Raw genomic sequence first — 24,364 nt, forward strand, 5'->3', positions numbered from 1 at the left:
CTCGCGCGCACTCTCTCGCAGGTCCAAATTCATGTCGAACAATCAAACTCTCTTCGAACGCGCTCAGCGAACCATTCCGGGCGGCGTCAATTCGCCGGTGCGTGCTTTCCGCTCGGTCGGCGGCACGCCGCGCTTCGTCGCCCGCGCGCAGGGCGCGTACTTCTGGGACGCGGACGGCAAGCGCTACATCGACTACATCGGCTCGTGGGGCCCGATGATCGTCGGCCACGTGCACCCCGACGTGCTCGCGGCCGTGCAGCGCGTGCTCGCCGACGGCTTCTCGTTCGGCGCGCCGACCGAAGCCGAAATCGAGATCGCCGAGGAGATCTGCAAGCTCGTGCCGTCGATCGAGCAGGTGCGGATGGTGTCGAGCGGCACCGAAGCGACGATGAGCGCGCTGCGCCTCGCGCGCGGCTTCACCGGCCGCAGCCGGATCGTCAAGTTCGAAGGCTGCTATCACGGCCATGCGGACAGCCTGCTCGTGAAGGCGGGCTCCGGCCTTCTCACGTTCGGCAATCCGACGTCGGCAGGCGTGCCGGCCGACGTCGCGAAGCACACCACCGTGCTCGAGTACAACAACGTCGCGGCGCTCGAAGAGGCATTCGCCGCGTTCGGCAACGAGATCGCGGCGGTGATCGTCGAGCCCGTCGCGGGCAACATGAACCTCGTGCGCGGCACGCCCGAATTCCTGAACGCGCTGCGCGCGCTCTGCACGAAGCACGGCGCCGTGCTGATCTTCGACGAAGTGATGTGCGGCTTTCGCGTCGCGCTGGGCGGCGCGCAGCAGCACTACGGCATCAAGCCGGACCTGACCTGCCTCGGCAAGGTGATCGGCGGCGGCATGCCGGCCGCCGCGTTCGGCGGCCGCAGCGACATCATGTCGCACCTCGCGCCGCTCGGCGGCGTCTATCAGGCGGGCACGCTGTCGGGCAACCCGGTCGCGGTCGCGGCGGGCCTGGCGACGCTCAGGCTGATCCAGGCGCCGGGCTTTCACGACGCGCTCGCCGACAAGACCCGCCGGCTCGCCGACGGCCTCGCGGCCGAGGCGCGCGCGGCCGGCGTGCCGTTCTCGGCCGACGCGATCGGCGGGATGTTCGGCCTCTACTTCACCGAGCAGGTGCCCGCGAGCTTCGCCGACGTGACGAAGAGCGACATCGAGCGCTTCAACCGCTTCTTCCATCTGATGCTCGACGCCGGCGTGTACTTCGCGCCGTCCGCATACGAAGCGGGCTTCGTGTCGAGCGCGCACGACGACGCGACGCTCGACGCGACGCTCGACGCCGCGCGCCGCGCATTCGCCGCGCTGCGAGCCTGATCCGCCGCACGACTGACAGGACGAACCGATGTTCTCGGAAAGCGACTTCACCCACATGCAGCGCGCGCTCGCGCTCGCCGCGCGCGGGATGTACACGACGACGCCGAATCCGCGCGTCGGCTGCGTGATCGTCAAGGACGACGTCGTGATCGGCGAGGGCTTCACGCAGCCGGCGGGCCAGGATCATGCGGAGGTGCAGGCGTTAAAGGACGCGCGCGCGCGCGGCAACGACCTGCGCGACGCGACCGTCTACGTGACGCTCGAGCCGTGCAGCCACTTCGGCCGCACGCCGCCGTGCTCGCACGCGCTGATCGACGCGCGCGTCGACAAGGTCGTCGCGGCGATGGAAGACCCGAACCCGCAGGTGTCCGGACGCGGCCTCGCGATGCTGCGCGACGCGGGCATCGACGTGCGCTGCGGCCTGCTCGCGCACGAGGCGCACGAAATGAACATCGGCTTCGTGTCGCGGATGACGCGCGGCCGGCCGTGGGTAAGGATGAAGACGGCCGCGTCGCTCGACGGCCGCACCGCGCTCGCGTCCGGCGAAAGCAAATGGATCACGGGCGACGCCGCGCGCGAAGACGGCCACAAATGGCGCGCGCGGGCCTGCGCGGTCCTGACGGGCATCGGCACCGTGCGCGAAGACGATCCGCAGCTCAACGTGCGCGGCGTCGACACGCCGCGCCAGCCGCGCCGCGTGCTGATCGACAGCCGTCTCGACATCCCGCTCGCCGCGCGCCTGCTCGAAGGCGGCTCGCTCCTCATCTTCTGCGGCACGCTCGATTCGCAAAGCGAAGCGCGAGCGCAGGCGCTGCGCGCGCGCGGCGCGGAAATCGTGCCGCTCGCGAACGCGCGCGGCAAGGTCGATCTGCCCGCGATGCTCGCCGCGCTCGGCGAGCGCGGCATCAACGAACTGCATGTCGAGGCGGGCCACAAGCTGAACGGCTCGCTGCTGCGCGAGCGCTGCGTCGACGAGCTGCTCGTCTATCTCGCGCCAAGCCTGCTCGGCGCGGACGCGGCAGCGATGTTCGATCTCGCCGCCCCGGCGTCGCTCGTCGACCGCACGCGGCTTGCGTTCCATAGCGTCGAGCGCGTCGGCGACGACCTGCGCATCCTCGCGCGCTTCGCGAACGCCTCCCCTACCCATTCATAACGGAATCCGACACGATGTTTACCGGAATCGTCGCGGCGGTCGGCCGCATCGAAACGATCGAGCCGATCGCCTCCGCGCCCGACGCGGGCGTGCGCCTCACGTTGCGCGCGGGCGGGCTCGACCTCGCCGACGTCGCGATCGGCGACAGCATCGCGATCCAGGGCGCGTGCATGACTGTCGTCGCGAAGACGGCCGGCACGTTCGACGTCGAGGTGTCGCGCGAAAGCCTGAACAAGACGGTCGGCCTCGCCGAGCCGGGCGACGTGAATCTCGAAAAGGCGCTGCGCGCGCACGATCGCCTGGGCGGCCACATCGTGTCCGGGCACGTCGACGGACTCGGCACCGTCACGCGCTTCGCGCCCGTGGGCGAATCGCACGAGTTGCGCGTGCTCGCGCCGCGCGCGCTCGGCCGCTATCTCGCGTACAAGGGCTCGATCACCGTCAACGGCGTGAGCCTCACCGTCAATTCGGTCGAAGACCGCGACGACGGCTGCGAATTCTCGATCAACCTGATTCCTCACACGGTCGAGGTGACGACGCTGCGGCATCTGACGGCCGGCGCGAAGGTCAATCTCGAGATCGACATGATCGCGCGGTACGTCGAGCGGATGACGAACGCGCCGAAATAAGCGCGGATCGGCACGGCACGCGCGTCGGGCGGCCGGAATTGCCGCAGCGCGACGCGCGTTCGTTCGATCCGACTCCCAGACGGCTATCCGACGATCGATCGGACGAGCTGATGCTCGGGCGAGCAGCGGTCCGGCCCGCGCATTTGCGCCTTTTCGGGCCCGTTTTTCGGGGCCTCGTTTGGGGCCTGCGTGTGGCCTGCTTGGGGCCTCTTCGGGCCCCGTTTCGGCCCTCTTCGCGCCTGACCGCCGCGCCGCAACCGCTGCGCTCTTACCGCACCGGAAAACGCACCGGAAAACGCGCCGGATACCGCGCCAATATCCGCCGGCGCCCGCCGGAAGGCCGCTGCCCGTCGATCCGGACGCGCCGCCCGGCGCCCCGCCATCGGCCATCCGGCCAACGCGGCCGCCCGTCACGCCGCGTCCGGCTAAAACCCGCCGCGCGTGGCGTAAAATACGCGCTTTCCCTTCCCCCTGATCCTTTTATGACGCTCGCCTCCACGCCCGACATCATTGCCGAGCTCAAAGCCGGCCGGATGGTGATCCTGGTCGACGAAGAAGACCGCGAGAACGAGGGCGACCTCGTGCTCGCCGCCGAGTTCGTCACGCCGGAAGCGATCAACTTCATGGCTCGCTACGGCCGCGGCCTGATCTGCCTCACGCTCACGCAGGAGCGCTGCAAGCAGCTCAACCTGCCGCTGATGACGTATCGCAACGGCACCCAGTACGGCACCGCGTTCACGGTCAGCATCGAGGCGGCCGAAGGCGTGACGACGGGCATCTCGGCCGCGGACCGCGCGCGCACGATCGCAACCGCGGTCGCGCACGACGTGCGTCCGGAGCACATCGTGCAGCCGGGCCACGTGTTCCCGATCATGGCGCAGCCGGGCGGCGTGCTCGTGCGCGCGGGCCACACCGAGGCGGGCTGCGATCTGACGGCGCTCGCGGGCCTCACGCCCGCCGCCGTGATCTGCGAGATCATCAAGGACGACGGCACGATGGCGCGCCTGCCGGACCTGCTCGAATTCGGCAAGGAGCACGGCCTGAAGATCGGCACGATCGCCGATCTGATCCACTACCGCAGCCGCACCGAATCGATCGTCGAGCGCGTCGCCGAGCGCACGATGCAGACGGCGCACGGCCCGTTCAAGACGGTGCTGTATCGCGACCACCCGACTGGCTCGCCGCACATCGCGCTCGTGCGCGGCACGCCCGCGCCGCACGACGAGACGCCCGTGCGCGTGCACGAGCCGCTGTCCGTGCTCGACTTGCTCGAGACCGGCGTGTCGACCCACTCGTGGACGCTCGACGCCGCGATGAAGGAAATCGCCGCACGTGAGCTCGGCGTGATCGTGCTCCTGAATTGCGGCGACACGAAGGAGCATCTCGTCGACGTGTTCCTCGCATTCGACGAGAAGGAAAAGGCGGCCGAGCTCAAGCGCCGGCCGGTCGATTTCAAGACGTTCGGCATCGGCGCGCAGATCCTGCGCGACGTCGGTGTCGGCAAGATGCAGGTGCTGTCGAATCCGCGCAAGCTCGGCAGCATGTCGGGCTACGGGCTCGAAGTCACCGGCTTCGCGCCGATGCCGGGGAGCGCAACGTCCGCGTCCGACGCCGCATAGCGGGTTTCGCGTCATCGCCGTACTGTTGTCAGCCTGTGCTGCAGCCCCTATCACCGCTCATCCACTCTACGGAAAGAATATGGAAATCGGACAATATCAACCGAACCTCGAAGGCGATGGCCTGCGTATCGGCATCGTTCAATCGCGCTTCAACGAGCCTGTCTGCAACGGCCTCGCGGACGCATGCGTCGAAGAGCTGGAGCGCCTCGGCGTCTCCGGCGAAGACGTGCTGCTCGTGACCGTCCCGGGCGCGCTCGAAATCCCGCTCGCGCTGCAAAAGCTCGCGGAAAGCAACCAGTTCGACGCGCTGATCGCGCTCGGCGCGGTGATCCGCGGCGAGACGTATCACTTCGAGCTCGTGTCGAACGAGAGCGGCGCGGGCATCACGCGCATCGCGCTCGACTTCAACACGCCGATCGCGAATGCCGTGCTCACGACCGAGACCGACGAGCAGGCGATCGCGCGGATGACCGAAAAGGGGCGCGACGCCGCGCGCGTCGCCATCGAGATGGCGAACCTCACGATGACGCTCGATCAACTGAGCGACGACGAAGAGGACGAAGACGAAGACGAGGACGACGAAGACGAAGAGGAGCGCGCATGAAGAAGAGCGCCCGCCGACAATCGCGCGAGCTGGCGACGCAGGGCCTGTATCAGTGGCTGCTGTCGAACGCGGCGCCGGGCGAGATCGACGCGCAATTGCGCGGCGCGCTGGGTTACGACAAGGCCGACAAGACGCTGCTCGACACGATCCTGCATGGCGTGATCCGCGAGCATGCGACGCTTGCCGAGGCGATCTCGCCGAGCCTCGACCGTCCGATCGATCAGTTGTCGCCCGTCGAACGGGCGGTGCTGCTGATCGCGACGTACGAGCTCACGCACCAGATCGAAACGCCGTACCGCGTGATCATCAACGAAGCCGTCGAGCTCGCGAAGACGTTCGGCGGCTCGGACGGCTACAAGTACGTCAACGGCGTGCTCGACAAGCTGGCTGTCAAGCTGCGCCCGGCCGAAACGCAGGCGCGGCGCAACGCGTAATCCTCCGTTCGCGGGCGCGCGGCGCGCGCCCGCTTTTCACCTTCCCCACCGTTTTGATTCGACGATGAATGCCGCTGCCGATTCGCTCCTGAGACTCGCGTCGCGCGTCGACGCGATCGAGCCGTTCTACGTGATGGAAATCGTCAAGGAGGCCGCCGTGCTCGAGCGCGCAGGCCGCGACGTCATCCATATGAGCATCGGCGAGCCGGATTTCACGGCGCCCGAGCCCGTCGTCGACGCGGCCGCCGCAGCGCTGCGCCGCGGCGTCACGCAATACACGGGCGCGCTCGGTATCGCGCCGCTGCGCGAGGCGATCGCCGCGCACTATGCGCGTGCGTACGGGCTCGCGATCGAGCCGGAGCGCATCGTCGTGACGGCGGGCGCTTCGGCCGCGCTGCTGCTCGCGTGCCTCGCGCTCGTCGGCCGCGACGACGAAGTGCTGATGCCCGACCCGTCGTATCCGTGCAACCGCCACTTCGTCGCGACCGCCGAGGGCCGCGCGGTGCTCGTGCCGAGCGGCCCGGAAACCCGTTTCCAGTTGACCGCGGACGACGTGAAGGCGCGCTGGGGCGAGCGCACGCGCGGCGTGCTGCTCGCGTCGCCGTCGAACCCGACGGGCACGTCGCTCGAACCCGCCGAGCTCGGCCGGATCGTCGACGCCGTTCGCGCACGCGGCGGCTTCTCGATCGTCGACGAGATCTACCAGGGCCTGAGCTACGACGGCGCGCCCGTGTTGGCGCTGTCGTTCGGCGACGACGTCGTCACCGTCAACAGCTTCTCGAAATACTTCAACATGACGGGCTGGCGGCTCGGCTGGCTCGTCGTGCCGCCGGCACTCGTCGGCACGTTCGAGAAGCTCGCGCAGAACCTGTTCATCTGCCCGTCCGCACTTGCGCAGCACGCGGCGCTCGCGTGCTTCGAGCCGGACACGCTCGCGATCTACGAGGCGCGCCGCGCCGAATTCAAGCGCCGCCGCGATTTCATCGTGCCGGCGATCGAATCGCTCGGCTTCAAGGTGCCCGTGATGCCGGACGGCGCGTTCTATGTCTACGCGCAATGCGGCGGCGTCGCGCATCCGTCGTCGGGAGACAGCGCCGCGCTCGTGAGCGCGATGCTGCACGACGCGGGCGTCGTGCTCGTGCCGGGGATGGATTTCGGCGTTCATGCGCCGCGCGACTATATCCGGCTGTCCTATGCGACCGCATACTCGCGGCTCGAAGAGGCGGTCGAGCGTCTCGGCAAGCTGTTCGGTCGATAGTCGATAGGACGGAAGGACGCCTCGCCGCCGTCCACTCGGCCTCCAGCCGGTGCGCTGGAGGCCGACGTCCGTTGCGGCCGGTCCCGCGCGGCGCGCCGTTCGTCCAACGCCTCAGCGCCACGCTTCGGCGTTCGGGCATGGCGTCGGCGTATGCGGTTTGAGATTCGGCCCCGGACTTCAGCGTAGTCCGGGAACCCGCCCCCACACCAAGGGCGACGAGCCATAACCATCCGCCGCAACAGCGGATGCCCAAACTTGCCGTTAGTTGCATCAAAAAACCATACTGCAAACACCGCTCGCCCAAACGAAAAAAGCCGGGTCCCGCTCAACGCAGGACCCGGCTTTTTCAATGATTCCCAGTCTTCGATGCCCGGCAGCCATCGCAGCCGAGGCGGCCAACCGCTCCGGCACGCGCCGATCCGCGTCGTCAGGTGCCGAGCTCCGAGGCGGAGGCTTCGTGCTTCGATGTCGTGTCGACGCTTGCGTCGTCCTGCTGCGGCGCCTTCGGCGCGGCGGCAGCCTTGATCGTCAGCGGGTGCGCGCCGTCGAGCGTCGTGCGCACGCGCTTTTGCGTCGCGCCCGAAGTCGACACCGTCGTCACTGCGCCCTGCGCCGGCTGCTGCGACGCATAGATCGACACCTTGCGGCCGCGCGCGACATCGCGCAGCCGGTCGCGTTCGCCGATCACCTTTCCGCCGTAGCCGCCGTCGTCGGGCGTCGTTGCGCCGACGTACAGACGCAGCCCGCCCGCGAGCGAGCCGCCGCGCGCGATGCAGTCCTTCAGCACGAGCGCGCCGACCTGGATGTTGACGACCGGCTGCAGCGCCGCGTCGGTGCCGCCGAAATACTCGAACTTGTCCGAATGAACCTTCGACATCACCTGCATCAGCCCCTGGGCCCCGACGCCGCTTTCGGCATACGGATTGAAGCCGGACTCGATCGCCATCACGGCGAGGATCAGGAGCGGGTCGAGCCCGACGTCGCGGCCCGTCTGGAACGCCGCCTTCACGAGCTGGCCGACGGGCTCCTGCGCGACACGGTAGCGGCGCGCGAGATAGGTGGCGACGAGCGCCTGTTCGCGGTTCGACGCGAGCGCGCGGTCGTCGCGCGCATCGGCGGCGACGCGCTGCGTCGGAATGAGCTTCGCGAGCGACACGGGCGACGGGCTGATGCGCGTCGCGTCGAACGTCGCGCCGGCGTCGGCCGGGGTAGCTGCCGTCGAAGGCGACGCGTCCGCATTGATCGATTCGCTCTCGTCGGCGTTCGCCGGGCCGAAAGTCGGCAGCGGATGGCCGCTCAGCAGCCGCGCAGGACCGGCCTGGACCGCGGCCGACACGAACGGCATCACTTTGGCCGCGAGCGTGCCGCGCACATTGGGCAGCAGCCACAGCGCCAGCGCGATCGCGACCGCGCAGCAACCGACCACGCTGAATAGATGGTGACTGACACGCGTCCCGCGACGCAGCGCTGCGCGCAACATCTGCGCATGCCGCTCATTGGGACGCCACGTTAACCAAGCGTTCATTCAGATCCTCCACGGACATGATTCGTGCGGCTCGCTTGGCGCTCGAAGCGAGACATGGCGCGCTGCCGCGGAATCAAGACACCGAGCGTCTTGGTCGGACCGCCTCGGTATCGGAGAAACGGTATAAGTACCGTTCGGAGCCACGTCGAAACAGGGCCTGCACTTGCGGCAGGCGGACGCGCGAGGCTCCTACGCAAAAAACCAGCGTCGACTGGGCGCTGGCTAGGACAACAAACAGACCGTCAGAAGGCCGTGCAGGTATCGGCGGACGGCGACGCGCTGCGTCTATAGGGCCGGGGATTGATGGTTCAACTACAGGGGCCTGCAACCAATGTGAGCGGATTCTAGCAGGGTTTTATAGATCGTCAACACTATAGAAATGCAATTTCATAACAAAAAGTAATGATTTGTTACGAATCGGAATCGGAAGCCGCATGCCGTCTGGCGTTCGGATCCGCCGCCATTTTCTACGTTTTCATCGCCTAGCCGTCCGGCCGGGTAAAATCGGCGCTCGTTCGGGCGTGCTCCGTGCCCAGCCCCCACCGCCGCCGCCTGTCGCGCGCGGCCTGGACATCCTTCATGAAATACAAAGATTTACGCGATTTCATTCACAGCCTCGAGCAGCGCGGCGAATTACGGCGCGTCACGCAACCCGTGTCGCCCGTCCTCGAAATGACCGAGCTCTGCGACCGCGTGCTGCGCGCCGGCGGTCCCGCGCTGCTGTTCGACGCGCCGGCCGGCTACCGGTTTCCGGTGCTCGGCAACCTGTTCGGCACGCCGCGGCGCGTCGCGCTCGGGATGGGCGTCGACGCCGCCGACGACGCGGCGCTCGCGTCGCTGCGCGACATCGGCCGCCTGCTGTCGGCGCTCAAGGAGCCCGATCCGCCGAAGAGCCTGAAGGACGCGGGCAAGCTGCTGTCGCTCGCGAAGGCCGTGTGGGACATGGGCCCGAAGACGGTGTCCGCGCCGCCGTGCCAGGAGATCGTCTGGGAAGGCGACGACGTCGATCTGCACAAGCTGCCGATCCAGACCTGCTGGCCGGGCGACGCCGGGCCGCTTCTCACATGGGGCCTCACCGTCACGCGCGGGCCGAACAAAACGCGCCAGAATCTCGGCATCTATCGGCAGCAACTGATCGGACGCAACAAACTGATCATGCGCTGGCTCGCGCATCGCGGCGGCGCGCTCGACTTCCGCGAATTCGCGCTGAAGCATCCGGGCCAATCCTATCCCGTCGCCGTCGTGCTCGGCGCCGATCCGGCGACGACGCTCGGCGCCGTCACGCCCGTGCCCGACACGCTGTCCGAATACCAGTTCGCAGGCCTGCTGCGCGGCGCGCGCACCGAGCTCGCGAAATGCCTGACGCCCGGCGTCGACACGCTGCAGGTGCCGGCGCGCGCGGAGATCGTGCTCGAAGGCTTCATTCATCCGCAGCGGGGCGCGCCCGCACCGGCGCCGGAAGGCGCGCCGCCGAGGCCGACGGCGGGCGCCGCGGCCGGCTACGAGCATGCGCTCGAAGGCCCATACGGCGACCACACCGGCTACTACAACGAGCAGGAGTGGTTTCCGGTCTTCACGGTCGAGCGGATCACGATGCGCCGCGACGCGATCTATCACTCGACGTACACCGGCAAACCGCCCGACGAGCCGGCCGTGCTCGGCGTCGCGCTGAACGAGGTGTTCGTGCCGCTGCTGCAGAAGCAGTTCCCCGAGATCACCGACTTCTATCTGCCGCCCGAGGGTTGCAGCTACCGGATGGCGATCGTCCAGATGAAGAAGAGCTACGCGGGGCACGCGAAGCGCGTGATGTTCGGCGTCTGGAGCTTCCTGCGGCAGTTCATGTATACGAAGTTCATCGTTGTCGTCGACGAGGACGTGAACGTGCGCGACTGGAAGGAAGTGATCTGGGCGATCACGACGCGCGTCGATCCGGCGCGCGACACGGTGCTCGTCGAGAACACGCCGATCGACTATCTCGACTTCGCGTCGCCCGTCGCCGGTCTCGGCTCGAAGATGGGGCTCGACGCGACCAACAAGTGGCCGGGCGAAACCCAGCGCGAATGGGGCCGGCCGATCGAGATGGACGCCGCCGTGAAAGCGCGCGTCGATCGTCTGTGGACCGAAATCGGCCTGTCGTGAACGCTCGCGCGTCGAACATGTTCAATAACAACCGCACATGATGAGCTTCGCCCCCACGTCGATGCTGTCCGACGGCTTTTTCCTGTCGCTTTCCCTGTGTCTCGACATCGGCCTCGTGAACGTCGCGATGCTGTCGCTCACGCTGTCGCACGGATTCAAGCCGGGTTTCTGGCTCGGCGTCGGCTCGTGCGTCGGCGACCTCGTCTATGCGACGCTCGCGCTCGCCGGCATGGCCGTGTTGCTGCAGTTCGAGGCCGTGCGTTGGGTCGTGTGGCTCGGCGGCGGCGCGGTGCTGCTGTTCCTCACCTGGAAGATGGCGCGCGAGGCGCTCCTTCCCGAGCCGGCGCGCGACATCGGCGACGATGCGCCCGCCGCCCTTGCCCGGAAGGGCACGTGGCGCAACTTCGCGCGCGGGATGCTGCTCGCGATGTCGTCGCCGTCGGCGATCCTGTGGTTCGCGGCGGTCGGCGGCGCATTGATCGCGAAGGCCGGCGCGACGACGCCCGCGACCGCATCGGTGTTCCTGTCGGGCTTCTTCCTCGGCGGGCTCGCGTGGACGCTCTTCCTCTGCACGCTCGCGAGCCAGGGCCGCAAGCGCGCAGGCGCGGGGCTGATGCGCGCGTGCCACGTCGTGTCGGCGCTGCTTTTTGCGTACTTCTCGTACAGCGTGATCGTCGGCGGCTATCGCGACCTGATCCTGAACGCGGCGGCTTGATGCAATGCGGCGCGGCTCGCCGCCCTCGCGGGCGGGCGGCGCGATGCGCGTCGGTGAGCGTGCGCGCGCGGCACGGCTCGCCCGCGCGTGCCGGCCGATCGGGTCAGGCGCGCGCCGCAATCCTGAATCGACGCAACGCATTCCGGCCGGCGCGGCAACGCACGCCGCCAGCCGTCCGCATCCACGCTCACCCGCGCAGGAACTCGCCGTAGCGCGCGAGATCGACGTTGCCGCCGCTCAGGATCACGCCGATACGCTTGCCCGCGACGGGCAGCACGCCGTCGAGCACCGCGGCCGCGCCGAGGCAGCCGGTCGGCTCGACGACCATCTTCATCCGCTCCGCGAAGAAACGCATCGTGTCGACGAGTTGCGCGTCGCTCGCCGTGACGATTCGCTTGACGAGCCGCTGAAGGATCGGAAAGTTGTACGCGCCGACGTGCGTCGACGCCGCGCCGTCCGCGATCGTCCGCGGCACCGGAATGCGCACAACCTCGCCGCGCTCGAGCGACTGCTGCGCGTCGTTGCCCGCCTCCGGCTCAACGCCGATCACCGCGCAACCCGCCGACAGCGCGGCGGCCGACAGCGCAGTGCCCGCCATCAGCCCGCCGCCGCCGAGCGGCGCGACGAGCATGTCGAGCTCGCCGACTTCCTCGATCAGCTCTTTCGCGGCCGTCCCCTGCCCGGCGATCACGTGCGGATGATCGTAAGGCGGCACGAGCGTCATGCCGCGCTCCTGCGCGAGCCGCGCGCCGATCTCCTCCCGGCTCTCCGTATAGCGATCGTAGGTGATGACTTCGCCGCCATAGCCCTTCGTGGCCGCGACCTTCGCGGCCGGCGCGTCGTGCGGCATCACGATCGTCGCGCGAATGCCCGCGAGACGCGCGGCGAGCGCGATCGCCTGCGCGTGGTTGCCCGACGAATACGTGAGCACGCCCGCGCGGCGCTGCTCGGCGTCGAAGTGCGAGATCGCGTTGTACGCGCCGCGGAACTTGAACGCCCCCATCCGCTGGAAGTTCTCGCATTTGAAGAAGACCGTCGCGCCCGTGCGCACATCGGCCGTGCTGGACGTGAGGACGGGTGTGCGATGCGCGACGCCGGCGAGCCGGGCGGCTGCGTCGGTCACGTCGTCGAAGGTCGGGAGAACGAGGTCGGAGGCGGATTGAACAGGCATGGCAGCGAGTGCGAAAACGCATTGGACAAGGAAGCGGCCATTGTCCCAGCTTCGCTCGACTCGCGCAGCAACCGGAAAAGAAAACGGCGCGGCACGGACATCGCCGTGACGCGCCGCAGCGTCAGACGCTGCCGCCCGCCAGGCGGCGCGTCGACGTCATCAATCAGTAGCGCCAGTACGGACGGCCGTAGTAGCCGCGGTGATGGTGCCAGTACGGACGGCCGTAGCCGTAATAGCCGCCGCCGACCACGACGGCGGGCGGCCCGTAGTACACGGGCGCTGGCGCGTAGACGACGGGCGGAGGCGGCGCGTAATAAACGGGCGGCGGCGGCGCGTAGACCGGATACGCCGGCGCGATCGGCACCCCGATGCCGACACCGATCGACACGTGCGCCTGGGCGGCGCTCGCAGCTCCGAGGCCCAGTGCTGCGACGGCGATCAACGGAATGAGCTTTTTCACTTTGGTTCTCCTGACGGCGGGCGGCGGCGCTCGCCGTATCGACAGCGACGGCATCCTTGCCGTATGAGACGAATGTAGCGAAATCCGGAATCGCGAGCCACGCCCATTTGTTGCAAATTGCAATTGCACAAAGCTCTGCGGCACGGCGGCGCGGGCGCGGTCCGGCGGCCGTTCGGCGGATCGCGAGACATCGCGGGCGCCGCCGCGGACGCCGCCGCGCCGCTCGTTCGGCGCGCGGTAATGAACGATTACAAATTAGAGACAGTATGCGGACGGCGCGACACGGAAGGACGCCGCCGCATGCTCCGCCCCCGTCATCGATGCGGCTTTAGGGCCAGACCGAACGCCGTCACGGCCGAATACGCGATACTGATGGTTTACCGCAGATGACGGATCGCTTCCATGTCCCTTTCCGCTACGCCCCGCATCGGCTTCATCGGCGCCGGCCGCCTCGCCCGCTGCGTTGCCCGCCGCTTCGCGCGCGCCGGGCATGACGTCGCGGCGATCGCGAGCCGCTCGAGCGCGTCGGCCGCCGCGCTCGCCGCGCAAATCGACGCCGAGCGAGCCGCGCACGCCGCCGCCGCGCCTGCCGCCCCGCACGCCGCTTCCGACGCCGACCGCGGCCGCACGCGCTGCGCCGCGCTCGATACGCCGCAGGCAGTCGTCGACGCAGCCGACCTGATCTTCGTCACCACGCCCGACGACGCGCTCGGCCGAATCGCCGCCGAGCTGCGCTTCGCCCCCGCGCGCGCCGGCGGCCAGGCGCTCGTCCATTGCAGCGGCGCGTCGGGCGTCGACCTGCTCGATCCCGCGCGCGCGCAAGGCGCGGCGACGGGCGGCTTCCATCCGCTCTACCTGTTCGGCGGCGGCGACGCCGATCTCGAGCGAATCGACGGGTGCTCGGTGACGATCGAAGCCGACGGCGCGCTGAAGGACGTGCTCGCCGCACTCGCCGCGGCGCTCGGCTGCCATCCGCTGTCGATCCCGGCGGGCGGCCGGATGCTCTACCACGCGGCCGCGAACTACGCGGCGAGCTTCGCGCTCTGCAACCTCGCCGAATGCGTCGAGCTGTGGCGCGCGCTCGGCTTCGCCGAGGACGAGGCGCTGCGCGCGCTGCTGCCGATGCTCGCCGGCACGATCGAGACCGCGCGCGACAAGGGGCTCGCGAACGCGCTCGCCGGGCCCGTGTCGCGCGGCGACGTCGGCATCGTCGAGCGGCAGCTCGCGCTGCTCGAATCGCGCGGCGGCGACCACGCGGCGTTCTACGCGCTCCACACCCGCCGCGCGGTCGCGCTCGCGCGCAGGCGCGCGTCGCCGCCCCCGTCACTCGACGCGCTAGAGCACGCGCTCGACGCATCGCTCGCCCGTTCGCTCGACCTCGCGCGCCCCGCCCGCGACGAGCCGTGATAAGGTGACGCCCGATGCACGCCGCCCGAAGGCGGCGTCGGCACGCTACCCGACTGGACTGGATAACGAAAAGGATTCAAAGATGTTCGGCGAGATCGCCCGTTTTCTGCTCAATACCATCTTCACGCTGTTCGGCGCCGCATTGATCCTGCGCGTCTGGCTGCAGGCCGTGCGCGTGCCGCCGTACAACCCCGTCACGCAGGCCGTGCTGCAGGTGACGAACTGGCTCGTGCTGCCGCTGCGGCACATCGTCCCGGGCGTGCGCGGCGTCGACTGGGCGAGCATCGTCGCAGCCGTCGTCACGTCGCTCGTCTACGTCGCGCTGATGGTGACGATGGCGGGCGTCGACGCGCTGTCGATCATCCCGACGATCCTCGTCGTCGCGCTGCTGACCGTCGTCAAGTGGGCGCTCAATCTCGTGCTCTGGCTCACGATCCTGATGGCGCTGCTGTCGTGGCTGAACCCGCGCTCCCCCGCGATGGCGATCCTGTATCAACTGACGGCGCCGTTCCTGAACCCGCTGCGCCGGCTGATCCCGCATCTGGGCGGCATCGACCTGTCGCCGATCCTGCTGTTCGTGATCGTTCAGGTGCTGATCATGATCGTCACGCGCGCGGCGGTGTCGCTCACGCTGTTCGGCATCTGACCGGCGGCAGGCGCTATGCGGCAGGCGGCGCGGCGCCGGGCGTGCCGTCGCCGAGATTGTCGATCACGCCGAGACGCGCGGGAATCGTCGCGTAGCACACGCGCACCTTCTCGCGCGACACGCGCTCGATGAGCCGCCGCGCCTCGTCTTCCGTGACGACGAATTCGACCTCGATCGCAAGCGACCCCTGCAGCTCGAAGAAGCGGTCCTCGTGCAGCACCCGGTGCTGGCCGAACCCCGCCATCGCGCGAAACGCGGAGCCGCCCGCGACGCCCATCCGGTTCGCCTCCTCCAGCAGCCACTCCCAGAGCGGCTTCCAGTGCAGCCGGTGATTCTCATGTACGTAGAAACGCAGAAAGATCCCGTCCATAGCCGCCTCCCCCGACGCCGGATCAGGCCGGCGCGAGCCATGCCCGCGCGGTCCACATGCCGAGCCCCGTCAACGTGAACGAACCTATCAAGTGTAGGGCAGCCACGGCGAGCGCCCAGCCGAACTCGCCCTGAACCGCGTGCGTCATCACTTCGACCGAGTACGTCGAGAACGTCGTGAGCCCGCCCATGAAGCCCGTGATCACGAACAGCCGCCATTCGGGCGGCAGCCCCGCCCGCGTCGCGAACGCGACCACCGCGATGCCGATCAGATAGCCGCCGATCAGGTTCGATGCGAGCGTGCCGAGCGGCACTTCGGGCAGGAGCGCATTGAGGCCGATGCTCAGGAACCAGCGCAGCAACGCGCCAAGCCCGGCGCCGACGAAAATCGCGACGATCGAATAGAACAAGGCGGCACCCCACGCGTGACGGAGAAGATTGGCGCGACGCTTGCCGGGCCCGAGCCCGGCGTCATGCCGGCGCAGTTGCGCGGCTGCATGGCTTCGCGGCTTCGGACGCGCCCGGCCGGCGACGCACATGCTCAACTTTATGCGGATTTCCGCACGCCCGGCAATCGGCCTGCTCGGCGCGCATCGGCACGCATCGGCGGGCCGGCCGGAACGTGCTGCGTCGTTTCGCCTGCCGGCCGCTTCGTCTCTTCGCCAATCCGGCTCCGTCGCCATGACGTAAAACTCCAAATAAAACTTCCGTTCGTTCTATTTTCAACAAGCCGAATAAAACGAAAACGATAAACACAAAAAAATCAATTATTCGGATTATTTAAGAACGAACGGCTCGGGTTACGCAGGATGTCGAATGCACGAAACGGTCGAATCGGCCGATGCTGCCGATTCTGTCGATTCGCCGCATGCTCGTCCGGCTCGGCAGCCCTCCCCCACCCGGCCTGGTCTCCCCGTTGATTCGACGGTGGCAACGATGCCCGTTTTCAGTGCTTGGAAACAGGCTCGGGAAATCCCTCGACATGCGATTTTTTTATTCAAAAAACCTTTCCGGTTCGTAGAATTCAAACAGACCACTCCATTTATTGATATGGAGAATACAGCATGAAAAACAAACCCTTGCTGTCCATCCTGATAACGGCCGCCTGCATTCAGGCATTCGCGGCGACAGCCTCGCTCGCGCAGGGCCCCGCGCACCCGCCGTCGTACGTCGAGGGCACTCGCGTGCCGATAGGCTTCGCGCGGCCGCCGTTCCACACGAATCCGGCGCGCTTCTCGGCGACGACCGTCTCGGGCCTCGCGCCCGCCACCGTGCGGCACGCGTACGGCTTCGACTCGATCGCGAACCAGGGCGACGGCATGATCGTCGCGATCGTCGACGCATACGACGATCCGAAGATCGAATCCGATCTTGGCGCCTTCAGCAAGAATTTCTCGCTGCCGCCCTGCACGACGTCGAACGGCTGCTTCAGGAAACTCTACGCGAGCGGCAGCAAGCCGCGCGCCGACGCCGGCTGGTCGCTCGAGATGTCGCTCGACGTCGAATGGGTGCACGCGATCGCGCCGAAGGCGAAGATCGTGCTCGTCGAGGCGGCGTCGAACGGCTTCAACGATCTGATGACCGCGGTCGACGCGGCAGTCGGCGCGGGCGCATCCGTCGTGTCGATGAGCTTCGGCGGCAGCGAATTCAGCTCGGAAACGGGCTACGACAGCCACTTCAGCACGCCGTCGCGCGTGACGTTCGTCGCATCGTCCGGCGACAGCGGCAACGGCACCGAATATCCGGCTGCGTCGCCGTACGTCGTCGCGGTCGGCGGCACGACGCTCGCCGTCGACGCATCCGGCAACTACGTCGGCGAAACCGCGTGGAGCGGCGGCGGCGGCGGCGTCGGCACATACGAGCCGGAGCCGTCGGGCCAGGCGCTGTGGCCGATTCCGTATGCCGGCAGCCGCGGCGTGCCCGACGTCGCGTACGACGCGGATCCGGGCTCGGGCTTCGCGGTGTACGACTCCGTCACCTACCTGGGGCAATCAGGCTGGTTCGTCGTGGGCGGCACGAGCGCGGGCGCGCCGCAATGGGCGGCGCTCTTCGCGATCGCGAACTCGATGCGCGCCGCGGCCGGCAAGGGCAAGCTCGCCGGCTCGTACAACCAGCTCTATACGGTCGGCAAGTCCGCATACGGCAGCGACTATCATGACATCACGTCGGGCACCAACGGCAGTTGCGGGACGATCTGCACCGCGAGCGGCGGCTACGACTACGTGACGGGATTGGGCTCGCCGCAGGCGCTCGACCTGGTTCAGGGGCTCGTCGCGCAACCCTGACGAGTTGACCGGCTGCCCCCCGCTCGGCGGCGGGCGACGCCGCGCCGCGAGAAGAATCCGGTAACGCGGGCCGAACGCGGACGAGCAGACGTTCGAGACGATCAAGAGAGGCGATGCGCGCAGCATGGCCTCTTTCGTTTTTCCCGGCAGCGCCCGGATCGCCGCCGATATCCGGTCGATCGTTCGCCCACCGGCCGGCAACCGCACGCGCCGACGCGCGTGGCCCACGCCGCTCTCGACCGCGCGAAGCACCCGCACGGCAACAGCCGTCGCGCGCGCAGTCGAGCGTCAATCCCGCCGCCACGCGGCGTCGAGCGCGCGCAGCGTCTCGAGCGCGCCGCCCGGCAATCCGATCACGTCGCCGCGCCGCGCGTGCGCTTCACGAACGTTGATCCGGATCACGTCGTCGCCGATGCGTTCGCTGAAGAAGCGCACCGTCGGCACCGCGGTACCGGCGCCGATTTCGACCACCGCCACGCGTCCCGCGCGCGAGCCAACCGGCATCGTCGAACATCAGGATTCGTGGAACGCGTAGCCGACATCGCCGAGCGCCGGGTACGCGCGCCACAATCCTTCCGCGCCGCGGAAATCCGGCAGCCCGGAATCGATGCCGATGCCCGCGCCCGCCGTGACGAGCAGCGCATCGGCGCGCGACAACGCGCGAACGGCCGCGTCGACGAGTTCGGCCGCGACGGGCGTCGCGGCGGCGCGCATCGCGGACGACAGGTTCGAAGGCGGGCGGCGTGAATCGGACATGGCGCGGCGGTTTCGCTCCAGATTTCGTTCGAAGTCGGGACGATCATACGCTCGCGCGGCGCACCGCCAAGCGTTTTGGACTTTGGACGGCAAGCGACGAGCGGCGCGCGGGCACGACCGCCCCCTCCCATGCGCATCCACCGGCGCGCCCGCCGCGCGATCAACGCGCCGTCGCGCTCGAACGCTGCAGCGCGGGCGTGCCCTGCACCCGCTCGACGATGAAATCCATCACCGCGCGAATCGGCGGCGACGCCTTCAGTTGCCGATGCACGACGAGCCAGATGTCGCGCACGAACGGCTCGGCGTCGACGTCGAGCTCGACGAGATCGTCGCCCGCGGCCGGCAGAAAGCGCGGCAGCATCCCGATTCCGGCGCCGGCGCGCGTCGCCGCGTATTGGCTCGTGATGTCGCCGAGCCGGCACGCGATCGCCCGCTTGCCTGCGATCTTCTTCAGCCATCGCTGCTGCGGCATGTCGTCGAACTGATCGTCGTAGCCGACGAATTCCCAGCGTGCCGGCTCCTGCAGATACGGATAGCGCCGCGCCGCATAGAGCGCGAACTCCATCGCGCCGATGCGGCGCACGACGTTGCCCGCCTCCTTCGGGCGCACGAGCCGCACCGCGACGTCCGCCTCGCGCCGGCTCAGCGACACGCTCTGCGCCTGCCCCGACAGCGCGAGCTGAATGCCCGGATAGCGCTCGCGAAACGCAGTCGTCGCCTTCGCGAAGAAGTTCGTGACAAGTACGGGCGGCGCGCTGACGACGACCGCACCCGCCAGTTGCGAGCGCTCCGCCTGGATCGTGCGCTCGATCGCGAACGCGCCCGCCTCCATCGCCGACGCGATCTCGAAGATCCGCCGTCCCGCGCCCGTCAGCGCGCAGTGGCGCGGAAAGCGCTCGACGAGCCGCACCTGCAATTCGGTTTCGAGCATCGTCACGCGCCGGCCGACCGTCGCATGATCGACGCCGAGCGCGCGCGCCGCGCCCGAGAGCGTGCCGACTCGGGCGACCGCCAGAAAATGCCGCAGGTTTTCCCAATCGAACATCGGTGCGATTTTCCACAGACACAGTGCAGATCCGGGGAATTTACACCGGACCGCATCGAGCCATAACCTTGGTTTCGATTCGGCGCATGGATCCGCGCCCGGCTCCCCCTTCTGTTCATCACGTTGGAGAAAACACCATGACGCTTGCGATGGCGATCACGCAAACCGGCGGCCCCGAAGCACTGAAGGCGATCGAACTCGACGTTCCCGATCCGGGGCCGCTCGACGCGCGCATCAGGCAATCGGTGATCGGCGTGAACTTCGTCGATACGTATTTCCGCAGCGGGCTGTATCCGGTCGCGTCGCGGCCCGCCGTGCTCGGTTTCGAAGGCGCGGGCGTCGTCGAAGCGGTAGGCAGCGAGGTGACGCGGCTGCGACCGGGCGACCGCGTCGCGTATGCGGGCGCGCCGATCGGCGCTTATGCCGAGTCGCGCGTGCTGCCGGCCAGCCGGCTCGTCAGGATTCCCGATGCGCTGTCGTTCGAGGCGGCGGGCAGCTCGATGCTGCGCGGCCTCACCGCGCACATGCTGCTGCACGAAGTGCATCCAACGACGCGCGGCGACTGGATTCTCGTGCACGCGGCGGCGGGCGGACTCGGACAGATCGTCGTGCGATGGGCGAAGCGGCTCGGCGCTCAAGTGATCGGCACGGTAGGCTCGGCGGGCAAGATCGAGCTGGCGCGCGCGGCAGGCGCCGATCACGTGCTGCTCCATACCGATCCGGGCTGGACCGACGAAGCGGTGCGCATCGCGGAGCGCCGTGGCGTCCATCTGGCGATCGACGGCATCGGCGGGAACATGGTCGCGCAGACGCTGCGCGTCGTTCGTCCGTTCGGCGTCGTCGCGAGCCTCGGTCAGCCGGCGGGGCCGATTCCACCCGTGCGCGTCGAGGATCTCGGCTTCGCGCGTTCGATCGGCCTGATGCGGCCGAGCTCGCTTGCGTACGCGAACGATCCTCGGTTGTATGCGCGCGGCACGAGCGATCTGCTCGACGTGCTTGCCGACGGAATGGTCGCGCCGATCGGCTCGAGCTACGCGCTGAGCGATGCGGCGCGCGCGCATGCGGCGCTCGAAGCGGGGAAGACGACGGGGAGCGTGATATTGACCGTGTGACGCGGAGGGCGGCGGGCGCGATGCGTCTCGCCTGCTCGCGGAAATCGATCTGGGCGCGCGGCGCTGCTCGTGCGGACGTGTGCGCAGCGCGTGATGGCGCTGGACGATGCCCGTCGGGTGATAACGGCGGCAATGCATCGAACGGTGGCCGGCCCATTGCATTTCTCCCGTCAAACCCTGTAGAATTATCCATTTTGCGGGCGTCGTATAATGGCCATTACCTCAGCTTCCCAAGCTGATGACGTGGGTTCGATTCCCATCGCCCGCTCCACTTGAGCTTCCATGGATATCCACCGATTTCCATAAGCTGCTGTCGATAAAGGTTTTTTCCTCGACAGTCCTCCAGCGAAATCCATCGAAATCCCCCTACTGCTGGACTGATTTGGTCCATCCGCTAGTCCACCAAAGCGGTCGGGTTCGAGTCCGGATTGTTGCTGGGGTCAAGCGAGCCATGGGATGAGTATCTGACTTCTGACTCTGTTCAGGAGCAGAGATGGCACTCACTGACATGGCCGTCCGGCAGGCCAAGGCCACCGGAAACGCTTACACCCTCCCCGATTTCGATGGCCTCTCATTGGCAGTCTCGAAAACAGGCGCCAAGTCCTGGCACTTCCGCTACACGTGGCAGGGCCGTCAGAAGCGGATGTCCCTGGGAGACTACCCGGAGATCAGCCTGCGCGAGGCCCGCAACCGCCGCGATCATGCACGGGCGCTGGTGGCCAAGAACATCAACCCGCAGCGGCAACGAGAAAAGGATCGGCACATCGCCACTCAAGTCGAGCAGAACACCTTCGAGGCGGTGTACGAAAAGTGGCTCACGTTCCGCCGCGAACACGGACGCCTCAAAATGGGTCGGCAGACCACGCTCGCGATGATCCCGCGCATCTTCGAAAAGAACATCCTCCCCCTTCTGCGCAAGCAGTCGATCTATAACGTCACCCGTGTTGATCTGCTCGAGATCGTCGGTCGTATCGAAAAGCGCGGCGCACCGTCCGTCGCCGAGAAGGTACGCACCTGGTTCAACCAGCTTTTCCGGTATGCACTGGTGATCATGCCGGGCCTGGAGCAGAACCCACGCGAGCGTACAACAGGCCGGTGGCGGCGCTGTGCAGGCGGTATTCGCGTTCAGGGCGGTAGCGGAAGCGGTACGCCCGGCACAGCGGGCCGTGCCAAGGATGCCAGACGACGCCGTCGCCATACTCGACGTGCAGATCGACGGCCACCTTACCAATATCGTGCAGCAGCACCGCATAGGCGGTGCCGGCAGTCCACGCCTCGGCTTGGGGCGGCCTGCGCTTCCGGCGTGGCACCGGCCGGCAGCAGATGGGACTGCCGCAGCTTCAGTGCATAGGCCACGATCTCCAGACCGTGATCCAGCATGCCGCCGGGGTAGTCGTGATGGTGGCTTTCCGATGCGGGGAACTGCTGGACCAACTCGGCGTAGCGCTCCAGCGGCGCGCGGTACAGCGCGGCGAATTGGCTGCGTGAGACGGACGTGCGTTGCCAGATGTGTTCCAGTAGCCGCTGCCGCCGCGGCGTCGCCAGCAGCGACGCGGCCAGCTCTGGCCGCGTCAGCCCTTTGGATGGCTCGATGGGCCGTGCCGACGGCGCGCTGGCGGCCGGCGGAACCTTTTTGCGCTGGAACAGCGAGAGCATGGCGAATCCCGGTGATGGACTGGCGGGGGAGTCTTTTGGCCCTTTCGGGTAGGGCCTTTCCCCTTGCCCCCCGTTCCCTTGCCCCTTGCCAGCCCTTTGACCTTCAACTTTTTGGGTATAGGGCAACCCGGAAGGTGGTTCCACCATCAATGTGGGATGGCCCCGATCGGATTGGCCGGCGCTCAGGCGCGAGGAGCCGTCCTATGCTGCGCGAGTGCCGCGTCCGCCCTGTCGATGACGGTCGGGTCGCGGAGGAAATCCGCAATTTTACAAAATTGACAAACGAGACAAAGGAGATTAGAGTGGTTCTTGTGTTTCCATCCTGCCTGCGGGAGACGACCATGCCCAAGACCCTTGAATTCATTGCCGACCACCTGCCGCGCGTCACGGTGGAAGATGTACATCGCTTCTTCACGACCGTCGAAATCCGGGACGCCCGTGCCTTTGCGGCCGAGCTTCAGGCGTTCGTGCATGAGCGCGTGGAAGCGGTCGAACTGCCTGCCAACCTGGAAGCGGAGACGGTGGAGCAAACCTTGGCACGCAAGGCGGCTGCATTGCGTGCCGGTACGCGCTGGACGCCTGGTGCAACTGACATCCAGCGTGGTCGCACCGCGATGCTGGAAGCCTTCGAGCAGCCACACAATCTGCCGCTCGCCGAGTTCGCCAAGTTGGCGGACAAGTCGCGCCAGCAAATCTACAAGGACATCGACGCTCGTCGGCTGCTGGCGTTGAACGTGGGGCCGCGCGGCCAGAAGCTGCCCGACTGGCAGCTCGACCCAGTGAAACAACAGTTGACGCAGGCCGTGCTCCAGGAAGTCGAAGGCATCGACAACTGGACGATCTACCGTGCGCTGTCCGAGCCGCTCGAAGGCCTGGACCGGCGTTCGCCGGTGGATGCGGTGACGGCCGGCTCGATCGACGACGTCGCCAGGGCGGTGTTCAACGTGCTGGGCGTGCACGCTCATTGAGACGAGGTTGGAGTGAGTATTGAATTGCCGTCGTTCCCGATCGAGGCCGGTGAACTGCTTCAGCACGTAAGCCGCGCTGCGTATCGGGGAGACCCGCTGTACTACGGCCGCGACGGCACCAACCGCTACGACGACCCCGCACGGAGCTACGGTGTGCTCTACTTGGGCCGCGACCTGCCCACGGCGTTGATGGAATCGGTGTTCCACAAACACCAATGGCTCGCGGACACGAAGCGCGCCATCGCGCTGAAAGAAGTTCAGAGCCGACTGGTGCGCGCCGTGGGTGTTCTGGACGACCTGCGCCTCGCGGACCTCACGGCCCCGGGCGTCATGGCGGGCTACTTCGGCTTGAATCTGGAGCAGTTGGCCAGCCGCGACTACACGCACACGCAGCAGGTGTCCGCTCAGGTGCATGCGATGCTCGGCGACGAAGGCTTTCCGCTGTTCGCAGGCGTGCTCTACCCATCGCGCAACAACTACCCCGCTGCGAGCATCGCCTTGTTTGACCGTGCCGAGGCGATGGTCAGGGTTATTGAGGACATCGACCTGATTGACCATGCGGATTGGCCACGCTTCGTCGATACCTATCGTGTCGCCGTGGAGCCTGATCCCGGCCCGGTGGAACCTGATGACGAAGTGTTCTGAGGCAGGTATGGAACGCATTGAAGCCATTAGCAGAACCGATTGGAGCAAACTGGCATAGCCCACACGCATGTAGCAGGTGACGAGAGCCATGAGCACGAAGACCCAGCAGCCACGCAGAACGCCTCGGCCGCTGGTTAGACGGGATGTGGCGTGCCTACGTCCGCCGTGAGCGCGAAGCTGTGGCCTGGCTGGTGGCTCAGGGGATGCCCGCCGGCGGCGCTACTACCACGCTGTGGATCGTCAAGCTCGGCGTGGTGGCCATCCTGTTCTACGCCGTCTTTTGGCTGGCACTGTTGCTGGTATTTGCAGTCGTAGCAGCTTGGCTTGCGGAGCACGGTGGCTTGGATCAGGATGATCCGCAACCTGAGTGGCGGGAAGGCCCCAACGGCTTCGGCCTCTACGACAAGAGCAACTGGCGGATTGATCCGCACGTATCCGACGACGATTGAGCGG

25 protein-coding genes, 1 tRNA gene and 2 pseudogenes are annotated in these 24,364 nt (G+C 67.6%); 19 read left to right on the top strand and 9 right to left on the bottom strand.

Translation table 11 applies throughout. The features are described from left to right. Window positions 1-31 precede the first annotated feature (31 nt). The 7 genes from hemL to WT16_RS12665 all read left to right on the top strand — a co-directional run bounded on the left by hemL (window position 32) and on the right by WT16_RS12665 (window position 7,012). Window positions 32-1,315, top strand: coding sequence for a glutamate-1-semialdehyde 2,1-aminomutase (gene hemL, locus WT16_RS12635; RefSeq protein WP_006025582.1), 1,284 nt, complete (start codon window positions 32-34; stop codon window positions 1,313-1,315). A 28-nt stretch (window positions 1,316-1,343) separates the two neighbouring features. After that, complete coding sequence (gene ribD / locus WT16_RS12640) at window positions 1,344-2,468, top strand: bifunctional diaminohydroxyphosphoribosylaminopyrimidine deaminase/5-amino-6-(5-phosphoribosylamino)uracil reductase RibD (RefSeq protein ID WP_063533444.1); 1,125 nt, start codon at window positions 1,344-1,346, stop codon at window positions 2,466-2,468. A 14-nt stretch (window positions 2,469-2,482) separates the two neighbouring features. Then, window positions 2,483-3,097, top strand: a complete 615-nt coding sequence (locus tag WT16_RS12645) for a riboflavin synthase (protein ID WP_015602247.1) — start codon at window positions 2,483-2,485, stop codon at window positions 3,095-3,097. 482 nt (window positions 3,098-3,579) lie between these two features. Next, window positions 3,580-4,716 (top strand): bifunctional 3,4-dihydroxy-2-butanone-4-phosphate synthase/GTP cyclohydrolase II, encoded by a 1,137-nt coding sequence (ribBA, locus tag WT16_RS12650; protein WP_006025579.1) that lies wholly within the window; start codon window positions 3,580-3,582, stop codon window positions 4,714-4,716. Window positions 4,717-4,795: 79 nt separating this feature from the next. After that, window positions 4,796-5,320, top strand: coding sequence for a 6,7-dimethyl-8-ribityllumazine synthase (ribH, locus tag WT16_RS12655; protein ID WP_006025578.1), 525 nt, complete (start codon window positions 4,796-4,798; stop codon window positions 5,318-5,320). Next, window positions 5,317-5,754, top strand: a complete 438-nt coding sequence (nusB, locus tag WT16_RS12660) for a transcription antitermination factor NusB (RefSeq protein ID WP_006025577.1) — start codon at window positions 5,317-5,319, stop codon at window positions 5,752-5,754. Before ribH ends, nusB begins: the two co-directional genes overlap by 4 nt. 64 nt (window positions 5,755-5,818) lie before the next feature. Further along, window positions 5,819-7,012, top strand: a complete 1,194-nt coding sequence (locus WT16_RS12665) for a pyridoxal phosphate-dependent aminotransferase (protein ID WP_063533445.1) — start codon at window positions 5,819-5,821, stop codon at window positions 7,010-7,012. 427 nt (window positions 7,013-7,439) lie between these two features. Here WT16_RS12665 and WT16_RS12670 read toward each other — a convergent pair whose 3' ends face one another. Further along, window positions 7,440-8,537 (bottom strand): lytic transglycosylase domain-containing protein, encoded by a 1,098-nt coding sequence (locus tag WT16_RS12670; protein ID WP_015600530.1) that lies wholly within the window; start codon window positions 8,535-8,537, stop codon window positions 7,440-7,442. Between the two features lie 579 nt (window positions 8,538-9,116). Here WT16_RS12670 and WT16_RS12675 point away from each other — a divergent pair. Further along, window positions 9,117-10,676: a UbiD family decarboxylase gene (locus WT16_RS12675; RefSeq protein ID WP_006025574.1), complete on the top strand. Its 1,560-nt coding sequence runs from the start codon at window positions 9,117-9,119 to the stop codon at window positions 10,674-10,676. Window positions 10,677-10,716: 40 nt separating this feature from the next. Further along, entirely contained in the window at window positions 10,717-11,391 is a 675-nt protein-coding gene (locus tag WT16_RS12680; RefSeq protein ID WP_063533852.1) for a LysE family transporter, read from the top strand. Between the two features lie 187 nt (window positions 11,392-11,578). Here WT16_RS12680 and WT16_RS12685 read toward each other — a convergent pair whose 3' ends face one another. Both WT16_RS12685 and WT16_RS12690 read right to left on the bottom strand, forming a co-directional pair. Further along, window positions 11,579-12,562 carry a threo-3-hydroxy-L-aspartate ammonia-lyase gene (locus tag WT16_RS12685; protein WP_063533446.1) on the bottom strand — a complete coding sequence of 328 codons (984 nt, stop codon included), beginning with the start codon at window positions 12,560-12,562 and terminating at the stop codon, window positions 11,579-11,581. A gap of 163 nt (window positions 12,563-12,725) precedes the next feature. Beyond that, window positions 12,726-13,022, bottom strand: a complete 297-nt coding sequence (locus WT16_RS12690; protein ID WP_009913340.1) for a hypothetical protein — start codon at window positions 13,020-13,022, stop codon at window positions 12,726-12,728. Between the two features lie 402 nt (window positions 13,023-13,424). On the opposite strand from WT16_RS12690, the gene WT16_RS12695 reads away from it, so the two are divergent. Both WT16_RS12695 and WT16_RS12700 read left to right on the top strand, forming a co-directional pair. After that, a complete protein-coding gene (locus WT16_RS12695; RefSeq protein WP_063533447.1) occupies window positions 13,425-14,429 on the top strand; it encodes a DUF2520 domain-containing protein in 1,005 nt (334 codons plus the stop codon). 82 nt (window positions 14,430-14,511) lie between these two features. Beyond that, the gene (locus tag WT16_RS12700; protein WP_009917458.1) at window positions 14,512-15,075 is read left to right on the top strand and encodes a YggT family protein; all 564 of its coding nucleotides are present in this window, start codon (window positions 14,512-14,514) and stop codon (window positions 15,073-15,075) included. A gap of 13 nt (window positions 15,076-15,088) precedes the next feature. Here WT16_RS12700 and WT16_RS12705 read toward each other — a convergent pair whose 3' ends face one another. Together WT16_RS12705 and crcB are read right to left on the bottom strand one after the other, a co-directional pair. Continuing rightward, window positions 15,089-15,445, bottom strand: a complete 357-nt coding sequence (locus WT16_RS12705; RefSeq protein WP_063533448.1) for a DUF190 domain-containing protein — start codon at window positions 15,443-15,445, stop codon at window positions 15,089-15,091. 22 nt (window positions 15,446-15,467) lie between these two features. Further along, window positions 15,468-15,854, bottom strand: a complete 387-nt coding sequence (crcB, locus tag WT16_RS12710) for a fluoride efflux transporter CrcB (protein ID WP_004522284.1) — start codon at window positions 15,852-15,854, stop codon at window positions 15,468-15,470. Window positions 15,855-16,260: 406 nt separating this feature from the next. On the opposite strand from crcB, the gene WT16_RS33665 reads away from it, so the two are divergent. Continuing rightward, window positions 16,261-16,512 carry a hypothetical protein gene (locus WT16_RS33665; protein WP_156521432.1) on the top strand — a complete coding sequence of 84 codons (252 nt, stop codon included), beginning with the start codon at window positions 16,261-16,263 and terminating at the stop codon, window positions 16,510-16,512. Beyond that, window positions 16,509-17,729, top strand: coding sequence for a S53 family peptidase (locus WT16_RS12715; protein ID WP_063533449.1), 1,221 nt, complete (start codon window positions 16,509-16,511; stop codon window positions 17,727-17,729). Before WT16_RS33665 ends, WT16_RS12715 begins: the two co-directional genes overlap by 4 nt. 288 nt (window positions 17,730-18,017) lie before the next feature. Here the strand turns inward: WT16_RS12715 and WT16_RS34415 are convergent, their stop codons facing one another. From WT16_RS34415 to WT16_RS12730, 3 genes are all read right to left on the bottom strand, one after another. Next, window positions 18,018-18,233: a hypothetical protein gene (locus WT16_RS34415; RefSeq protein ID WP_063533450.1), complete on the bottom strand. Its 216-nt coding sequence runs from the start codon at window positions 18,231-18,233 to the stop codon at window positions 18,018-18,020. A 9-nt stretch (window positions 18,234-18,242) separates the two neighbouring features. After that, window positions 18,243-18,485 carry a Sir2 family NAD-dependent protein deacetylase gene (locus WT16_RS34420; RefSeq protein ID WP_015600372.1) on the bottom strand — a complete coding sequence of 81 codons (243 nt, stop codon included), beginning with the start codon at window positions 18,483-18,485 and terminating at the stop codon, window positions 18,243-18,245. Between the two features lie 160 nt (window positions 18,486-18,645). Further along, window positions 18,646-19,530, bottom strand: coding sequence for a LysR family transcriptional regulator (locus WT16_RS12730; protein WP_015600309.1), 885 nt, complete (start codon window positions 19,528-19,530; stop codon window positions 18,646-18,648). A 137-nt stretch (window positions 19,531-19,667) separates the two neighbouring features. On the opposite strand from WT16_RS12730, the gene WT16_RS12735 reads away from it, so the two are divergent. From WT16_RS12735 to WT16_RS35615, 3 genes and pseudogenes are all read left to right on the top strand, one after another. Next, window positions 19,668-20,642, top strand: coding sequence for a quinone oxidoreductase (locus WT16_RS12735; RefSeq protein ID WP_063533451.1), 975 nt, complete (start codon window positions 19,668-19,670; stop codon window positions 20,640-20,642). A gap of 196 nt (window positions 20,643-20,838) precedes the next feature. Continuing rightward, a tRNA-Gly gene (locus WT16_RS12740) sits at window positions 20,839-20,913 on the top strand. Window positions 20,914-21,135: 222 nt separating this feature from the next. Then, window positions 21,136-21,717: pseudogene (locus WT16_RS35615) on the top strand (Arm DNA-binding domain-containing protein); the annotation flags it as partial. Here WT16_RS35615 and WT16_RS12745 read toward each other — a convergent pair. Beyond that, window positions 21,716-22,298, bottom strand: a pseudogene (locus WT16_RS12745) (TraI domain-containing protein); the annotation flags it as partial. The pseudogenes WT16_RS35615 and WT16_RS12745 overlap by 2 nt on opposite strands. 341 nt (window positions 22,299-22,639) lie before the next feature. On the opposite strand from WT16_RS12745, the gene WT16_RS12750 reads away from it, so the two are divergent. The 3 genes from WT16_RS12750 to WT16_RS31105 all read left to right on the top strand — a co-directional run bounded on the left by WT16_RS12750 (window position 22,640) and on the right by WT16_RS31105 (window position 24,360). Then, the gene (locus WT16_RS12750; protein WP_063533853.1) at window positions 22,640-23,266 is read left to right on the top strand and encodes a hypothetical protein; all 627 of its coding nucleotides are present in this window, start codon (window positions 22,640-22,642) and stop codon (window positions 23,264-23,266) included. A gap of 12 nt (window positions 23,267-23,278) precedes the next feature. Further along, window positions 23,279-23,911 carry an RES family NAD+ phosphorylase gene (locus WT16_RS12755; protein ID WP_063533452.1) on the top strand — a complete coding sequence of 211 codons (633 nt, stop codon included), beginning with the start codon at window positions 23,279-23,281 and terminating at the stop codon, window positions 23,909-23,911. 143 nt (window positions 23,912-24,054) lie between these two features. After that, complete coding sequence (locus WT16_RS31105) at window positions 24,055-24,360, top strand: DUF3742 family protein (protein ID WP_082874880.1); 306 nt, start codon at window positions 24,055-24,057, stop codon at window positions 24,358-24,360. The last annotated feature ends 4 nt before the right edge of the window (window positions 24,361-24,364 follow it).

The organism is Burkholderia sp. MSMB1589WGS, from assembly GCF_001636105.1.
In the GTDB taxonomy this organism is placed as follows: domain Bacteria; phylum Pseudomonadota; class Gammaproteobacteria; order Burkholderiales; family Burkholderiaceae; genus Burkholderia; species Burkholderia humptydooensis.